Raw genomic sequence first — 15185 nt, forward strand, 5'->3', positions numbered from 1 at the left:
GGTGGGCTTGGGCCGCCCCGCCCAGACAGCCAACCCACACCCCCCCCCGGGGGGGGGGGGGGGGGGCCCCCCCCGGGGGGGGGGGGCCGCCCCCCCCCCCGGGCCCGCCACCAACCCCCCCCGGGCAAGGGGGGGGGGGGGGGCCCAACCCCCCCACCCCCCTCAACCCCGCCCCAACACCACCGTTCCGGAGGAACAGAACCAACCCCCCGTCCCCGACGCCACCGCCAGCTCCGGAAGCCGCCCCCCGGGCCTGCGTACCTGGGCCGCCCCCGCCTCCCCCCGAAGCTGCCGTACCGCCTCCACCAGGAGGAACAGTCCCCGCATCCCGGGATGACAGGCCGAGAGCCCGCCCCCGTCGGTGTTGACCGGGAGTTCACCGGTGCGCAGCAGACGGCCCTTCTCCACGAACGCGCCGCCCTCGCCCTTCGCGCAGAACCCGAGGTCCTCCAAGGTCACCAGGGTCATGTACGTGAACGCGTCGTAGATCTCCGCCAGGTCCACGTCCGCCGGGCCCACCCCGGCCCGCTCGAAGGCGAGGCGGCCTGAGACCGCCGCCGGGGACACGGTGAAGTCCTCCCACTCCGACATCGTCGTGTGCGACACCGACATGCCCGAACCCAGCACCCAGACCGGCGACTTGGCGGTGTCCGGCACGTACTCCTCGGCCGCGAGCAGCACCGCGCAGCCCCCGTCGGAGCGGATGCAGCAGTGCAGCTTGGTGAACGGGTCCGCGATCATCGGGCCGGACAGCACGTCGTCGACGGTGATCGGATCGCGGAACATCGCGTCCGGGTTGGCCGCCGCGTTCGCCCGTGCCTGCACCGCCACCTCCGCCAACTGCTCGACCGTGGTGCCGTATTGGTGCATGTGGCGCCGCGCGGCCATCGCGTACTTGGAGATCAGCGTGTGCCCGTACGGCACCTCGAACTGGAGCGGGCCCCGCGCGCCGAAGGACAGGTTGGAGGTGCGCCGCCCCGCCTTGATGTCCGCGCGCGCGGTCGAGCCGTACACCAGCAGGACCGCGTTGGCGTGCCCGGCGGCGATCGCGTCGGCGGCGTGCGCGGCCATGACCTCCCAGGTGGCGCCGCCGACGGTGGTGGAGTCGACCCAGGCCGGGTGGAGCCCGAGGTACTCCGCCACCTCCACCGGCGCGAGCGTGCCGAGCCCCGCCGAGCCGAACCCGTCGACGACCGAGCGGTCGAGCCCGGAGTCCGCGAGCGCGCGCCGGGCGGCCTGGGCGTGCAGGGCGTAGGGGGTGGCGTCGTCCACCCGGCCCGTATCGGAGAGCGCGACCCCGACCACAGCGACCTTGCGGGGGCGGCGCGTTGAGGGTGATGGCATAAATCTGACGGTACATCAGATGGTGTGTCTCGCGGGCACCGAACGGCGCCTGCCGCTCGCCGCCCCCCGTTGCGACAGGCCCGCCCGCGGTCTGTGCATTTGGCGGGCCCGGACCTAACATGACGCCCCGTCAGTTCAGAGGCATCGCCTCTGGGGGAGGAGACCGCCGGATGGACGCCGCCTTCACCGCGGAGCAGGACGAGATCCGCCGCACCCTGCACGAACTGCTCGCCAAGCACTGCGGCCCACAGGACGTGAAGAGTGCGGTGCGCACCCCCGTCGGCCACGACAGCGCGCTCTGGGGGCGGCTCGCCGCCGAGCTCGGGCTTCCGGGGCTCGCGCTGCCCGAGGAGTACGGGGGAGTCGGCTGCACCACCGCCGAACTCGCCCTGGCCTGTGAGGAGATCGGGCGCGCCCTGCTGCCCTCCCCGCTGCTCGCCACCGCCGTCCTCGCGGCCCCGCTCGTCGCCGCGCTCGGCACCGACGCCCAGAAGCGCGCCCTGCTCCCGCTCGTCGCCCGCGGTGAGCGGACCGCGACCCTCGCCGTTCCCGGCACCGGCCTCGCCCTCGCGCTCGGGCTCACCGGCGCGAACGCGGACGCCGAGTGGGCCGGCGGCGGCCGGGCGGGCGGGGTGCAGGCGAGACGCTCGCCGGAAGGGACCTGGCGGCTGTACGGCGAGGCCGACCAGGTGCTCGACGGGCACAGTGCCCAACTGCTGCTCGTCGCCGCCCATACCGGAGGCTTCGCCCGCAGCCGTGTCCTTCTGTTCGTGGTGCAGGGCGACGCGGCCGGGCTGCGGCGCACCCGGCGCACCACCCTCGATGAGACCCGGACCCAGGCGCGCGTACAACTGAGGGACGTAGAAGCGGAGTTGCTCGGCGCCGACGACTCCGTCGACATCCATCCCGCGCTCGCCGCCACCGGCTGTACCGCCGCCGCCTGTCTCGCCGCCGAGGCCGTCGGGGCCGCGGGCGAGGCGCTGGAGCGGACGGTGGCGTACGTCAAGGAGCGGGAGCAGTTCGGGCGGGCGATCGGGTCCTTCCAGGCCGTCAAGCATCGCCTCGCGGACCTGTACGTCCAGGTGCAGGCGGCCAGGTCGGCGGCGTACTACGCGGCCTGGGACCCCGGTGCTGGAGCGCTCGCGCTCGCCCAGGGGCTCGACGCGCTGCGGTCCGCCGCGTCGGAGGCGGTCCAGCTGCACGGCGGCATCGGCTTCACCTGGGAGCACGAGGCGCACCTCTACTTCAAGCGGGCCGCGTCCGACGAGCTGCTCTTCGGGCCGGTGGACCGGCTGCGCGGCCGTGCCGCCGAACAGGCCGGCCTGTTCGACCCGGCCGCCTCCGAGGTGCGGGCGTGAGCGCCGGGGCCGACCGGCCCGCGCCCGGGGTGCGGCTCATGCGGAAGGTGTCGTCGACGCGGACGTTCGCCAGGATCGCGCCGCACTTCGTGCCCGCGATGGACCGGGCGGTGCACCGCCTCACCCGGGGCCGGGTCATCCTCAGCGCACAGATGCTTCCCGGTGCCGTGCTGACCGCGTACGGGGCCAAGTCGGGCCTGCCGCGCGCCACTCCGCTGGCCTGCATGCCCGAGGAGGGGCGGGCCACGTGGGTGCTCATCGGGTCCAACTTCGGGCGGCCGGGTCATCCGGCGTGGACCGCGAACCTGCTCGCCCATCCGGACGCCGAGATCAGCTGGAAGGGCCGGGACATACCGGTACGGGCCCGGCTGCTGGAGGGCGAGGAGCGGGCCGCGGCCTGGGAGGCGGCCCTCAAGTTCTGGCCCCCGTACGCCACTTACCAGTCCCGGATCGAGCGCGAGATACGCCTCTTCCGGCTGGAGCGGCGCGAGGTCTGACGCGGGCCGGCCCTGGCGCGGGGGTGGGGCTCGGCACGCTTTCGTGGCCCGAGGTGGTCCGTGTCCCGAGGTGGTTCGGGGTCCGGGTGGTCCGTGTCCCGAGGTGGTTCGGGGTCCGGGGTGGGGTTCGGGGGCCGATGCTGATTCGGGGCCGGGGCCGGGGCCGGGGCCGGGGACGGGAACGCCGACGACGGTTGCCCCGTAGAGGGGTGAACCGCCGTCGGCGCGACAGGACTTGGGTATGGACCGACGTGCCCGGGGCTACTTCGTCGGCTTCTTGCCCGTGATACCCAGGTGGACCAACAGCGCCAGGTTCGGCTTCAGTTCGGCCTGCTTGACGCCCCAGGTCTGGAAGCCCTTCTGGTGCGAGGCCACCGAGGCCAGCATCGCGACGAGCGAACCCGCCATCGCCGCGGGGCTGACGTCCTTGTCGACCTTGTTCTTGGCCTGGAGTTCGGTGACCGCGTCCGTAAGGGAGTTGGTGACCGAGTTCAGGATCTTCATGCGGATCTTGTAGAAGCGCTTGTCGCCCTCGGCGGCGCCCAGATCGACGACCCTGAGGATGGCGTCGTTCTTGCGCCAGAAGTCGAGGAAGCCCTCCACGAGTTCTTCCGCCGTCTGCCAGCCCGCGCGCCCGACCCAGGAGCGGCCCTCGACCAGAGCGGTCAACCCGGCGCCCTCCTTGGCCATTTCCTCCGCGATCTCCAGGACGGCCCCTTCGACATCGGGGAAGTACTGGTAGAAGGTCGCGGGTGAAGTGCCCGCCTTCCGGGCCACGTCGATGACTTTGACGTCCCGGTACGGCGACGAGCTGAGCATTTCACTGAGGCAGTCGAGCAGCTTCTGCCGTGTCGCCTGCCCGCGTCGGCCGGCCACGCGGCCGTCGACGGTGCGTACTTGTCCTGTCATGCCGTCAGCTTACCGAGGGGTGATCGGAGCGCGATTCGGCCGAGTGCAAATGGGGGCCCGGGGGCGGTATGTGCCGATGAGCGCGGGGAACCGGTCGCCCCGCGTGACCGTCCAGGAGTCGTCGGATGCCCGTCGGATGCCCGTCGGATGCCCGCCGGATGCGCGTCGGCTGTCCGTCGGTCGGCCTCCGGCCGTCAGTGGGTCGCCCGACGGAACGGCCGACGGACGGCCGAGGGGGCGGGCCTCCCGCCCCGCCCGGCCAGCACGCGAAGGCCGCGCCTGCCCTTGAACGACCGGGTCTGCCACTCGAATGGTGTTATCAACACCCTGTGGACAACTTTGGTGGACAACCCGTGCGGGACTTGACCGAATGACCCGCCGTGCGCCCCAATCTGGCCATATGTTCGAATTGTGCGTCCGCGTCGCACGTGATGGCTCGTTAGCTTGGCCCCGACGCGGTCCCACGACGGTCCCGCCGGGGGCACCTCAGGAAGGAAACAGGCGCATGGGCGGATATCCGGAAGGCGCGCCGTGCTGGGCCGACGTCTCGCTGGCCGACCTGGCGGCCGGCAAGCGGTTCTACGGCGAACTCTTCGGCTGGACCTTCGACGAGGACACCGCGGAGCGGCACGGGCGCTACACCCGCGCCTACAAGGACGGCAGGAGCGTCGCGGCCCTCCAGCCCAAGCGGGACGGCCGGATGCCCACCTCCTGGACCGTCTACCTCGCCACCCCGGACGCACGGGCGCTCGCCGCCCGCATCCGCGAGGCCGGCGGCCGGCTGATCACCGACCCGCTGCCGGTGCCGCCCCACGGCACCCTGGCGGTCGCCGCGGACCCGGGCGGCGCCGTGTTCGGCCTGTGGCAGGGCGAGGGCCATGCCGGCTTCGAGCTGACCCGGGTGCCCGGCGCGTACTGCTGGACCGAGGTCTACACCCGCGACAAGGACCAGGCCGACGCGTTCTACGAGTCCGTCTTCGGCTATCTCGGGGGCGACCCGGGCGCCCCCGACGAGATCGGCGCCGACTTCCGCACCTGGTCGCTGCCCGGCACCGAGCCGGGCCCCGACAGCGCGATCGGCGGCCGCAGCCTGATGTCGGACGCCTTCCCCGCGGCGCTGCCCGACCACTTCCTCGTCTACTTCAGCGTCACCGACTGCGACACCGCGGCCGCCAGCTGCGTCCGGCTCGGCGGCCGGGTCACCGCCCCGCCCTTCGACATCCCGTACGGGCGGATGGCCGTCCTCACCGACAACCAAGGCGCCCCCTTCGCCGTCCTTCAGGGTCAGGACACGTGATCCTTCAGGGCCGGGACACGTAAGGCCGACGCGCGGAACCGACACGAAAAGCATCCCCTGACTGTCCGAGGTGCCCCGGATCGAGCGGGAACATCCCGGTCTCGACCCGGGTTGGCCACCGGCCACCTCCGGCAGGGAGAATCGGGGTGCCGCGTGAGACGCTGCACGGGGCCGCATTCAGGCACGGCCCGTACGGGGAGGTCGCAGGCAAGTGGAGCAGCTGACGCAGCACGACCCGAGGCGGATCGGCCCCTTCGAGGTCCTTGGCCGGCTCGGGGCCGGCGGCATGGGCCTCGTCTATCTGGCGCGCTCGGCGTCGGGCCGCCGCGTCGCCATCAAGACGGTGCGCACCGAACTCGCCGAGGACCAGCTCTTCCGGGTCCGCTTCACGCGCGAGGTGGAGGCGGCCCGCGCGGTCAGCGGCTTCTACACCGCCGCCGTCGTCGACGCCGACCCCCGCGCTCCCGTGCCCTGGCTCGCCACCGCCTACGTACCGGCGCCCTCCCTCGAAGAAATAGTGAATGAGTGCGGGCCGCTGCCGGCCCAGGCCGTGCGCTGGCTCGCGGCCGGCATCGCCGAGGCCCTCCAGTCCATCCACGGTGCGGGCCTGGTCCACCGCGACCTCAAGCCGTCGAACGTCCTCGTCGTCGAGGACGGGCCCCGCGTGATCGACTTCGGCATCGCGTCCGGGGTCTCCAACACCCGCCTGACCATGACGAACGTGGCGGTGGGCACCCCCGCCTACATGTCGCCCGAGCAGGCCAAGGACTCGCGCAGCGTCACGGGCGCCTCCGACGTGTTCTCCCTCGGCTCGACGCTCGTGTTCGCCGCGACCGGGCACGCGCCCTTCCACGGCGCCAACCCCGTCGAGACCGTGTTCATGCTGCTGCGCGAGGGCCCCGACATCACCGGCCTGCCGGACGAGCTGCGCCCGCTCATCGAGGCCTGCATGCAGATGGAGCACCCCAACCGCCCCTCGCCCGAGGACCTCCAGGCCCAGCTCGCGCCCCACCTCTTCGCCTCCGGCTCGGACGACAGCGGCACCGCCTCGGCGTGGCTGCCGCCCCGTTCGGTCGCCATGATCGAGGAGCGCAGGGGCGGCGGACGCATGCATGTCGTGCCGCCCGCCGAGCCCGCGCCGAGCTCGGCCCTGCGCTCGGGCCGCACCGGCCACCCGGCCCCGCCGCGCCCCGCGGAGCCCCCGTACGCGGCCCGGCACGCGGGTCCCGCCGTCACCTATCCGCCCGTCCGGGCCGACGAGCCGGTGCGCCTGCCCGGCGCGAAAGTGCCCATCGGACCGGGCCCCCGGGCCTCGGACGCCTCCCGCGTCTCCGTGGAGGCCGGGTCCGCGACCGGCTGGGTGCGCAGGCCCGGGGCGCCCGCCGCCGTCGGCACCCAGACCGCGCCGGTGCCGCCGCCGGCCCATCCGCCCGAAGTCCCGGGCCGCTGGCGCCCCTGGCGCTTCCGCATGTCGAACGACGTGTGGGGCACCCCCGCCGTCGCCGGCGACCTGTTGTACGTGACGTCCTTCGAGGTGCACGCCCTCGACGTGGGCACCGGCCGCCGCCAGTTCAAGACGCGGGACGTCGCCTGGGCGATGGCCGTGGAGGCCGGCCGCATCCACGCCTCCGACGGGCCCAGCCTGTACGCCCTGGACGCGAGCGACGGCGGCGAGCTGTGGCGGCTGTCCGCGGACGCCTGGGTGTACTCCCTCAAGGCCGACCGGGGCACGGTCGTCACCGGCACCCGTGGCGGCGGCGTCCAGGCCTGGGAGGCGGCGAACGGCGAGAAGCTGTGGGAGCTCTCCGGCGCCCAGAGCGACTTCGAGACCCCCGAGGCCGGGCCCGCCGTCCACGACGGCACGGTCTACGTCTGGCAGGACGCCCGGCTGCGCGCGCTCGACGCCCGCACCGGCGCCGAGCGCTGGTCCTACCCGGTCGGCGACGCGGCCTCCTGCGGCGGCGTCCCGGTCCGGGTCGCGCCCGCGCAGGACGGCTATGTGTACGTCTCGGCCGGCACCCGGGTGCTTGCCGTCGACATCGCCTCCGGGCACGTCCGCTGGCACTTCGAGGCCCCCGCGGTCTTCCTGTGCCCGCCCACGTTCGCGCCCGGCCCCGCGGTCGCGGGCGGCGGGGTGTACCTCGCCGACTACCTCGGCACGGTGTACGCCCTGGACGCCTCCACCGGCAAGGACCGCTGGCGCATCGCCACCGAGTCCCGCAACTCCGTCGAGCCGGTCCTGGTCGCCGACGGCAACGTGCACGTGGGCAGCGGGAACGCGCTCTACACCCTGGACGCGGTCACCTCGACCCCCAAGTGGCGCTTCGCCGCGGGCGGGGAGGTCGTGGGCACGCCCGTCGTCGCCGACGGACGCATCCACTTCGGCTCGGCCGACCACTGCCTGTACACGCTGGACGCGGCGGGGGGCCAGCTGCGCTGGAAGCTCGCCACCGGGGGTGAGATCACGGGCTCGCCCGTGGTGCGGGCCGGGGTCGTCTACGCGTGCAGCAAGGACCGGTGCGTGTACGCGCTGGACGCGGTGAAGGGGACGGCCACTTCTGGATCCCGCTAGGGGGCCTGTCTTCTGGTTCTCCGCTGGTCTGTCCGTACCGTGGCCGAAAGGGCCTATCCCGTATGACAGTTGAGCCCATCACCGGGCCGGAAGTCGTGTCCCGGCTGCGCGCCGCCGGATGCGTGTTCGCCGAGGACGAGGCCGAGTTGATACTCGGCACCGCCGACGGACCCGACCAGGTCGCCTCGATGGTGGAGCGCAGGGCGTCGGGGCTGCCGCTCGAACACGTCCTGGGCTGGGCCGAGTTCCACGGGCTGAGGGTTTCCGTGGACCCGGGCGTCTTCGTGCCGCGGCGCCGCACCGAGTTCCTGGTGCACCAGGCGCTCGCCGCAGCAGACGCATCCCGGCCGCTCGCCGCCGACGGACCCCGACCGCTCGCCGACGGACCCCGGCCGCTCGTCGTCGTGGACCTGTGCTGCGGTTCGGGCGCACTCGGCGCGGCACTCGCGGCCGCGCTCCCCGGCACGGAGCTGTACGCCGCCGACATCGAACCGGCCGCCGTGCGCTGCGCCCGCCGGAATGTGGCCCCGTTCGGCGGCCGCGTCTACGAGGGCGACCTCTTCGACGCGCTTCCGGCAGAGCTGCGCGGCCGTATCGACATCCTCACCGCGAACGTCCCCTACGTCCCCTCGGACGAGGTCGGCCTGCTCCCCGCGGAGGCCCGGGAACACGAGCCGCTCGTCGCCCTCGACGGCGGCTCGGACGGGCTCGACATCATGCGCAGGGTCGCCCTCGCGGCCCCCGACTGGCTTGCCCCCGGCGGGATTCTGCTCACCGAGACCAGTGAGCGCCAGGTGCCCGGCGCCCTCGCCGCGATGGCCGCGGGCGGCCTGAGGTCCGGCCTGGTCACCTCGGAGGAGCTGTACGCGAACGTGGTGACCGGGGTGCGGGGGTAGCGGATTCGCCGGACCGTCGGCGGCCGGCCGGTCAGTGCCCGGCCGGCCGACGATCGGTGCCAGGCCGCCGGTCAGCGCCAAGCCGTCGGTCCGTCAGGCTGCCGGTCAGCGCCAAGCCGTCGGTCCGTCAGGCTGCCGGTCAGCGCCAAGCCGTCGGTCCGTCAGGCTGCCGGTCAGCGCCAGGCCGCCGGTCCGTCAGTCGCGCGGTGGGGGCCCGTGCGGGCCCTCGTAGGGGCCTCGGCGGGGCGGGTCCTCGTAGGGGCCCTGTCGCGTGCCCGGGTGCGGACCTTCGCGCGGGCCTTCGTAAGGAGGTGCCTCGTCCGTGGCCCCGTACCGAGGGAACTCACGCGTCCCCTCGTGCGGGTCCCCGGACGCGGGCGGGTCCTGGTGACCCACGGGGGGCGGGGGCTGTGGGCCGCCATGACGAGCAGGGCCCCCGTCAGCGGGGCCACCGCGAGCAGCGCCCCCGTAACCGGGGTTCCCGTAAGCGGGGTCCTCGTCGGCGGGCGGCTCCTGCGGGCCTGCCGCGGCGGGGCCGCGGTGGCGCGGGGCGTCCGAGGCCGGCACCCCGTAGCCGACGGGCTCCCGCACGGTCCGGCGCCGACCCGACATCAGGGCCGCCGCCAGGAGCAGCAGCACGCCGCCGCCCAGGGCCATCGCGACGCCCTGGCCGAGGCCCTTGCCGGACGAGTCGACCGTGAGGCTGCCGGCGGCCTGTCCCTGGCGCACCATCCACAGGACGGTGAAGCCGAGCACGACGAGCCCGGCCACGGCGACCAGCACACGGGAGCGCAACACCAGGCCCACCAGGGTCACCAGTGCCGCGAAGGCGAGGGGGAGCAGCACCGAACCGGCCACCGCGGCCTTGTCGGCCGAGATGCCCGAGAACAGGTCGTCGATGCGGTAGGTACTGCCGTGACGGCCGTCGTACCAGGCACGGAAGGGGCTCCAGACGGCGGCCGTCGCTCCGATGAGAGCGAGGATCGAGCCGAGGACGTTGCGGGCCATCTCCGGCCCTCCTAACTAGAGCGGCTCTCGCTGCCGACGCTACGCCCGGCGCGCCCGCCCCGCTACCCGGCGGCCGGTCCCGCGCTCGCCCGTTGTCAGTGCCGCGCGTGACACTGACGAGCATGACGAAGGCGACGCGGGACGGTACGACGACGGAGCGCGCGCGGCTGCGTGCCTGGTGGGCGCATCGGCAGGGGCTCGACGGGACGATGTCCGGGCGGCCCCCCGCCGAGGTGCTCGCGCGCACCGGCTGGGCGCGCTCGGTGGGCGGTTCGGCGCCCTACCTCGGCCTGTACGCCCGCTGCGGCGCGAGCCGGGCGGGCGTGGACGAGGCGGTCGCCCGGCTGGACGTGCACGAGCTGCCCTCCGCCCGCGGCTGTACGTATGTGCTGCCCGGCCGGGACTTCGCGCTCGGCCTCGCCCTGGCGGCCGGCCCTCCGGAGGCCGAGATCCGGGCTGCCGCCAAGCACCTCGGGGTCACCGGACAGGAGGTCGACGAGCTGTGCGCGGCCGTCGTCGGTGTGCTCGGTGACACCCCGCTGGACCCGGCCGCGATCAAGGCCGCCCTGGGCGGCACCGTGCGGGACCTGGGGGACGCGGGCCGCAAGCGCAGCCTCGCCACACCCCTGCCGCTGGCCCTCGGCCGGTTGCAGGCGAGCGGCGCGATCCGGCGGGTGCCGGTCAACGGCCGCCTCGACCAGCAGCGTTACGGCTATGTGCGCTGGGGTCTCGACACGGGGGAGTGGACGCCCGAGCGGGCCGCGGCCGAGCTGGCCCGGCGCTATTTCGACTGGGCTGCCCCCGCGTCCCTCCAGCACTTCCGGTGGTTCAGCGGGTTCACCGCCGCCGCCGCGAAGGCGGCCGTCGCCGGTCTCGGCCTGGAGCCGTTGGCCGACGGGGGCGAACTGCTGCTGCCCGGGGCGCTGCGCGAGGAGTTCGCAGAGTACGAACGGCCGACGGCGCCGGCGTACGCCCTGCTCGCCGGCATCGACGGCATCCATCTGCTCCACCGCGACCTGCCACGGCTGCTCGACCCGGCGGACGGCGAACGGGTCTTCCAGAAGAAGGCGCTGAACGCGCGCCCCGATCTGCCGGCCCACGCGATCGTGGACCGGGGGCGGATCGTCGGATTGTGGGAGTACGACGTGGAGGGCGCGGAGATCGTGTGGCAGGCGTTCGGGACGGCGGATGCGGCCCTGCGCGCGGAGATCGACCGGGTCACCGCGTTCGTCCGTGACGAACTGGGCGATGCGCGGGGATTCAGCCTGGATTCGCCCAGGGCCCGGGCCCCGAGAATCGCCGAACTCCGGTCCCGGGCCTGATGCTTGACCGCCCGGATCGGTTGGTCAGGCGCTGTTAAAGTGTCGGCCGGTCTTCGGAGGGGGTGCGACGGTGATACGTCGCGGTATGAAGTGCGCCGCCGTAGCGGCAGGTCTGGGGCTCGCGCTGACGGGGTTCTCCAGTCATGGCGGTCACGGTCACGGATCGAGTCACAGTTCGGGCGGCGGCTGCTCCAACTCGCACAAGAGCAACGGCAGTTCGAGCACGAGCAGCAGCGGCGGCAGTAGCAGTAGCAGCAGCGGCGGCGGCAGCAGTACGGATGACAGCGGTGCCGGCGGCGACGCGAGCAGCACCAGCACCAGCACCAGTACAAGCACCGGCGGCGGCTACAACGGCAACCGCTACGGTTCCGGTTCTGGCTCCGGCTACGGTTCCGGCTACAACAACACCACGGGCAGCACGACCGGTTCGTCCACCCCGGGCTCGTCCGGCTCCACGGCCGGCGCCACCGCGTCCGTCACGACCTGCGCCTCGGCCGACACGAAGGGCGTCGCCACGGTGCGGGTGAGCACCGGCTCGGGCAGCGGCAGTCACAGCTACCGGGTCACGGTCACCTTCTCCGACGCCGCCGGCACCACCGTCGACCAGGCCGCCACCTCGGTGACCCTCGGTCCGGACACCGCACGGAGCCTCGACGTGAAGATGAGCGAGCCCGCACGCGCCTCCCGGGTGAGCCGCTGCGCCGTCCGGGCGACGCCCTAGCCGCCGGGCGCCGCCGCGGCCCGGCCCGGCGGGTGCCGCTGCCACAGTGGGGGCCCGGCCCGCTCTCCGAGAGGAACGCGTGATGTGGCAGCCCGACGGGTGGGACGTCCGCGTCCGCCTTGGAATCCTCACCCCGCACGGCGATGTCGGCCCCGAGTCGGAGCTGCGCGCCATGGCCCCCGACGAGGTGGGGCTGCACGCCGCGCGGGTTCCGTTCGGGGCGATCCGGCGCGGCGGCGTGATGGACGACACCATCCCGCTGGCCCCCGTACGGGCCTTCGCCGAGCCGCCGCACGTGGACGAGGCGACCGGCGTGCTGGCCGACGCCCCGGTGGCGGCGATCGCCTTCGCCTTCACCTCGTCCTCGTACGTCATCGGGCCGCGCGGCGAGGCGGACATGGTGGCCCGGCTCGGCGAGCGGGCCCACGGGCTGCCGGTGGTGGCCACCTGCGCGGCCGCCGTCGAGGCGCTGCGCGCGCTCGGCGCCGGGCGGATCGCGCTCGTGGACCCGCCGTGGTTCGACGCCGAGCTGAGCGACCTGGGGCGGCGCTACTACACGGACTGCGGCCTGGAGGTCGTGCACGGGGGCGCGGCCGGGCTTCCCAGCGGCCAGACGCTCATCGAGCCGGCGGCGCTGCACGACTGGGTGGCGGCGCATGTGCCCGACGCGGCGGAGGCGGTGGTGATCGGCGGGAACGGCTTCCGTGCCGTCGGCGCGATCGAGGCCCTGGAGACCACCCTCGGCCTGCCGGTCCTCACCGCGAACCAGGTCGTGCTGTGGGGCACCCTGCGGGCGGCGGGCGCCGCGATGGACGACATCATCGGCTACGGGCGGCTGTTCGCCCACCCGTAGCCCCACCCTTCGGCGCCGCTCGGCGCGCCCGCCTCACCGCATCCGGAAGTCCTTCGAGCGGCGCGCGGTGAACAGCTCGGCCTGCCGCTCCGGCGGCAGGTTGCCGAGGGCGACGAAGGCCGGGGCGCGGGAGTGGGCCTGGGCCAGGGTGGCCTCCCTCGTCGCCCACAGCGAGCGCACCGTTCCCTGCACCGCCTCGGTCGGGAACGAGGCGATCGTCCCGGCGCACCGCACGGCGGCGGCCAACTCCTTTCCGGGCGGCGTCACTTCGCTCACGAAGCCGATCTCGTGGGCGCGCCGCGCCGACAACCGCTCGGCCGTGCCCATCAGGGCGAGCCGGGCCGCCTCGCCGTGCGGCATCCGCAGCGCCAGGTACATGGACTCGTACGCGCTGACCATCCCGTAGGTGGTGTGCGGGTCGAAGAACGCGGCGTCCTCGGCGGCGATCACGAACTCGGCCTCGCCCAGGAGGTAGAAGGCCCCGCCGCAGGCCATCCCGCGGACGGCCGCGACGACCGGCTTCCACAGGTCGTTCGCCTTCGGGCCGATCGTGAGCAGCGGGTCGTCGGTCGAGTAGGGGGACGAGGGCTGCGGCACCTCGGCCGAGCGGTCGATCCCGGTGCAGAAGGCCCGCTCGCCGGCGCCGGTCAGGACGACGGCCCGTACCGTGTCGTCATTTCTCAACTCGCGCCAGGTGAAAGCCAGTTGCTCCACCGTGTCCAGATCGATCGCGTTCAGGCGCTCGGGCCGGTTCAGGGTGACGATCGCGACTCCGGTCTCCTTGTCGCGGGTCACCAGGACGCTCACGCGCGCTCCAGGAGCCAGCGCGGCACGGTCACCCCGTCGACCTCGGTGAACGCGACCTGGACGCGGGCGCCGATCTTCAGCCGGGCCGGGTCGACGGAGTTCAGGGCCGCGTCGGGGTCGGCGACCACATTGCCGACCAGGCGGATCAGCGGATCCTCGGCGAGTTCGACGACGACCGCGTTGTAGGGGGCGTGGGCCGCGTAGTCGGGCAGCAGCGGGGGGTGCGGGAAGACGTACGACCAGATGCGGCCGCGGCCCGAGACCCGGCGCCACTCGCTGTCGAAGGACTGGCAGTGCGGGCAGCAGGGGCGGGGCGGGAAGCGGAGCCGGCCGCAGTCGGGGGCGGCGCAGGCCTGGACGCGGAGCTCGCCGCGGGCCGCGTACTCCCAGAAGGGGGCGCCGTCGTCGTCCACAACGGGTGACAGCATCTCTCAACTCCTCAGCAGAAGGGCGGAGGTGGGGACTCCCTCGCCCGCGGTGACCAGGCAGGTGGCGGCGTTCGGTACCTGGGCGGTGCTGACGCCGCGCAACTGCTTCACGCCCTCGTTGATGAGGTTGAACCCGTGCACATAGGCCTCGCTCAGGCCGCCGCCCCCGGTGTTGATGGGCAGCCGTCCGCCGATCTCAAGGGCCCCGCCCTCGGTGAACGCGGCGCCCTCGCCGCGTCCGCAGAAGCCGTAGCCCTCCAGGGAGAGCGGGATGAGCGGGGTGAACGCGTCGTAGATCTGGGCGACGTCGATGTCCTCGGGCCCGAAGTCGGCCTGTTTCCACAGGTGTCGGGCGGCGGTCCAGGCCGGCCCGGTCAGCGGGTCGTCGTTCCAGTAGTTGACCATGCCGTGGTGCTGGGAGGGCAGGCCCTGGGCGGCGGAGTGCACGTACACGGGCTTCTGCCGGCAGTCGCGGGCCCGCTCGGCGGAGACGACGACGCACGCCAACGCCCCGTCCGTCTCCAGGCAGTTGTCGAAAAGGCAGAGCGGGTCGCTGATCCAGCGCGAGGTCATGTACATCTCGCGGGTCAGCGGTCGCTCGTACATGATGGCGGCCGGGTTCTGGTTGGCGCGGTTGCGGCAGGCGAGGGCCACGTTGAAGAGGTGGTCGCGGGTGGCGCCGTGCTCGTGGAGGTAGCGGCGGGCCAGCATGCCGATCTCGTCGGCGGGCCGCAGCAGGCCGAAGGGGCGGGTCCACTGGGCCGGGGTCGGCAGCTGGACCGCCGTGTTCTTCCAGGGCCTCGGGCCACTGCCGCGCTTGCGCGAGCGCCAGGCGACGCCCACGCTCGCCTGGCCGGTGGCGATCGCGGAGGCGAGGTGGCCGACGGTGGCGCAGGAGCCGCCCCCGCCGAAGCCGATCTTGCTGAAGAAGGTCACATCGCCCGCGCCGATGGCCTTGGCGACCTCGACCTCGTCGGTCTCCTCCATCGTGTACGAGGCGAACGCGTCCACCTCGGCCGGGCCGATGCCCGCGTCGTGGAGCGCGGCGAGGATCGCCCGGCACGCCAACGTCTTCTCGGACTCGGGCAGTTGTCTGGCGAACGGCGTCTGCCCGATCCCGACTATGGCTGTCGCGTCCTTCAGGGTGGCCATGGCCCCACCTCCACGAGCGTC

Annotated in this window: 14 protein-coding genes; 8 read left to right on the forward strand and 6 right to left on the reverse strand. The window is 73.7% G+C overall.

Annotated features, from left to right (window positions below):
* Positions 1–162: 162 nt before the first annotated feature.
* Positions 163–1344, reverse strand: a complete 1182-nt coding sequence (locus tag ACFYNP_RS33260) for an acetyl-CoA acetyltransferase (protein WP_388790829.1) — start codon at positions 1342–1344, stop codon at positions 163–165.
* 170 nt (positions 1345–1514) lie between these two features.
* Between ACFYNP_RS33260 and ACFYNP_RS33265 the strand changes: the two genes are divergently transcribed.
* Both ACFYNP_RS33265 and ACFYNP_RS33270 read left to right on the forward strand, forming a co-directional pair.
* Entirely contained in the window at positions 1515–2702 is a 1188-nt protein-coding gene (locus tag ACFYNP_RS33265; protein ID WP_388790831.1) for an acyl-CoA dehydrogenase family protein, read from the forward strand.
* A gap of 38 nt (positions 2703–2740) precedes the next feature.
* Positions 2741–3199 carry a nitroreductase family deazaflavin-dependent oxidoreductase gene (locus ACFYNP_RS33270; RefSeq protein ID WP_388790931.1) on the forward strand — a complete coding sequence of 153 codons (459 nt, stop codon included), beginning with the start codon at positions 2741–2743 and terminating at the stop codon, positions 3197–3199.
* A 261-nt stretch (positions 3200–3460) separates the two neighbouring features.
* Here ACFYNP_RS33270 and ACFYNP_RS33275 read toward each other — a convergent pair whose 3' ends face one another.
* On the reverse strand, positions 3461–4108 hold the full coding sequence (locus ACFYNP_RS33275) for a TetR family transcriptional regulator (protein ID WP_100573995.1): 648 nt from the start codon (positions 4106–4108) through the stop codon (positions 3461–3463).
* Positions 4109–4613: 505 nt separating this feature from the next.
* Between ACFYNP_RS33275 and ACFYNP_RS33280 the strand changes: the two genes are divergently transcribed.
* The 3 genes from ACFYNP_RS33280 (at position 4614) to ACFYNP_RS33290 (ending at position 8873) form a co-directional block, all read left to right on the forward strand.
* Positions 4614–5405 carry a VOC family protein gene (locus ACFYNP_RS33280; RefSeq protein ID WP_388790833.1) on the forward strand — a complete coding sequence of 264 codons (792 nt, stop codon included), beginning with the start codon at positions 4614–4616 and terminating at the stop codon, positions 5403–5405.
* A gap of 211 nt (positions 5406–5616) precedes the next feature.
* Positions 5617–7977: a PQQ-binding-like beta-propeller repeat protein gene (locus ACFYNP_RS33285; RefSeq protein ID WP_388420020.1), complete on the forward strand. Its 2361-nt coding sequence runs from the start codon at positions 5617–5619 to the stop codon at positions 7975–7977.
* 62 nt (positions 7978–8039) lie between these two features.
* Complete coding sequence (locus ACFYNP_RS33290) at positions 8040–8873, forward strand: putative protein N(5)-glutamine methyltransferase (protein ID WP_388790835.1); 834 nt, start codon at positions 8040–8042, stop codon at positions 8871–8873.
* A gap of 195 nt (positions 8874–9068) precedes the next feature.
* On the opposite strand, the gene ACFYNP_RS33295 is transcribed toward ACFYNP_RS33290, so the two are convergent.
* Positions 9069–9881, reverse strand: coding sequence for a hypothetical protein (locus tag ACFYNP_RS33295; protein WP_388790837.1), 813 nt, complete (start codon positions 9879–9881; stop codon positions 9069–9071).
* A gap of 122 nt (positions 9882–10003) precedes the next feature.
* On the opposite strand from ACFYNP_RS33295, the gene ACFYNP_RS33300 reads away from it, so the two are divergent.
* From ACFYNP_RS33300 to ACFYNP_RS33310, 3 genes are all read left to right on the forward strand, one after another.
* A complete protein-coding gene (locus ACFYNP_RS33300) occupies positions 10004–11203 on the forward strand; it encodes a DNA glycosylase AlkZ-like family protein (RefSeq protein ID WP_388790839.1) in 1200 nt (399 codons plus the stop codon).
* Between the two features lie 70 nt (positions 11204–11273).
* Positions 11274–11924, forward strand: coding sequence for a hypothetical protein (locus ACFYNP_RS33305; protein ID WP_388790841.1), 651 nt, complete (start codon positions 11274–11276; stop codon positions 11922–11924).
* A gap of 82 nt (positions 11925–12006) precedes the next feature.
* Entirely contained in the window at positions 12007–12777 is a 771-nt protein-coding gene (locus ACFYNP_RS33310; RefSeq protein WP_388790843.1) for a maleate cis-trans isomerase, read from the forward strand.
* Positions 12778–12810: 33 nt separating this feature from the next.
* Here the strand turns inward: ACFYNP_RS33310 and ACFYNP_RS33315 are convergent, their stop codons facing one another.
* From ACFYNP_RS33315 to ACFYNP_RS33325, 3 genes are read right to left on the reverse strand one after another with little or no spacing between them, the layout of a single operon-like run.
* On the reverse strand, positions 12811–13584 hold the full coding sequence (locus ACFYNP_RS33315) for an enoyl-CoA hydratase/isomerase family protein (RefSeq protein ID WP_388790845.1): 774 nt from the start codon (positions 13582–13584) through the stop codon (positions 12811–12813).
* Positions 13581–14012 carry a Zn-ribbon domain-containing OB-fold protein gene (locus ACFYNP_RS33320; protein WP_388420006.1) on the reverse strand — a complete coding sequence of 144 codons (432 nt, stop codon included), beginning with the start codon at positions 14010–14012 and terminating at the stop codon, positions 13581–13583. The genes ACFYNP_RS33315 and ACFYNP_RS33320 overlap by 4 nt, the downstream gene beginning before the upstream one ends.
* 3 nt (positions 14013–14015) lie before the next feature.
* Entirely contained in the window at positions 14016–15164 is a 1149-nt protein-coding gene (locus ACFYNP_RS33325; RefSeq protein WP_388790847.1) for a lipid-transfer protein, read from the reverse strand.
* Positions 15165–15185: the final 21 nt, after the last annotated feature.

The sequence above is a fragment of the Streptomyces sp. NPDC006691 genome, assembly GCF_042869955.1.
In the GTDB taxonomy this organism is placed as follows: domain Bacteria; phylum Actinomycetota; class Actinomycetes; order Streptomycetales; family Streptomycetaceae; genus Streptomyces.

Bases quoted from the DNA above. Each gene is read 5' to 3' on its own strand.
- ACFYNP_RS33260 (WP_388790829.1), bottom strand. From the start codon at position 1,344: ATGCCATCACCCTCAACGCGCCGCCCCCGCAAGGTCGCTGTGGTCGGG.
- ACFYNP_RS33265 (WP_388790831.1), top strand. From the start codon at position 1,515: ATGGACGCCGCCTTCACCGCGGAGCAGGACGAGATCCGCCGCACCCTG.
- ACFYNP_RS33270 (WP_388790931.1), top strand. From the start codon at position 2,741: ATGCGGAAGGTGTCGTCGACGCGGACGTTCGCCAGGATCGCGCCGCAC.
- ACFYNP_RS33275 (WP_100573995.1), bottom strand. From the start codon at position 4,108: ATGACAGGACAAGTACGCACCGTCGACGGCCGCGTGGCCGGCCGACGC.
- ACFYNP_RS33280 (WP_388790833.1), top strand. From the start codon at position 4,614: ATGGGCGGATATCCGGAAGGCGCGCCGTGCTGGGCCGACGTCTCGCTG.
- ACFYNP_RS33290 (WP_388790835.1), top strand. From the start codon at position 8,040: ATGACAGTTGAGCCCATCACCGGGCCGGAAGTCGTGTCCCGGCTGCGC.
- ACFYNP_RS33295 (WP_388790837.1), bottom strand. From the start codon at position 9,881: ATGGCCCGCAACGTCCTCGGCTCGATCCTCGCTCTCATCGGAGCGACG.
- ACFYNP_RS33300 (WP_388790839.1), top strand. From the start codon at position 10,004: ATGACGAAGGCGACGCGGGACGGTACGACGACGGAGCGCGCGCGGCTG.
- ACFYNP_RS33310 (WP_388790843.1), top strand. From the start codon at position 12,007: ATGTGGCAGCCCGACGGGTGGGACGTCCGCGTCCGCCTTGGAATCCTC.
- ACFYNP_RS33320 (WP_388420006.1), bottom strand. From the start codon at position 14,012: ATGCTGTCACCCGTTGTGGACGACGACGGCGCCCCCTTCTGGGAGTAC.
- ACFYNP_RS33325 (WP_388790847.1), bottom strand. From the start codon at position 15,164: ATGGCCACCCTGAAGGACGCGACAGCCATAGTCGGGATCGGGCAGACG.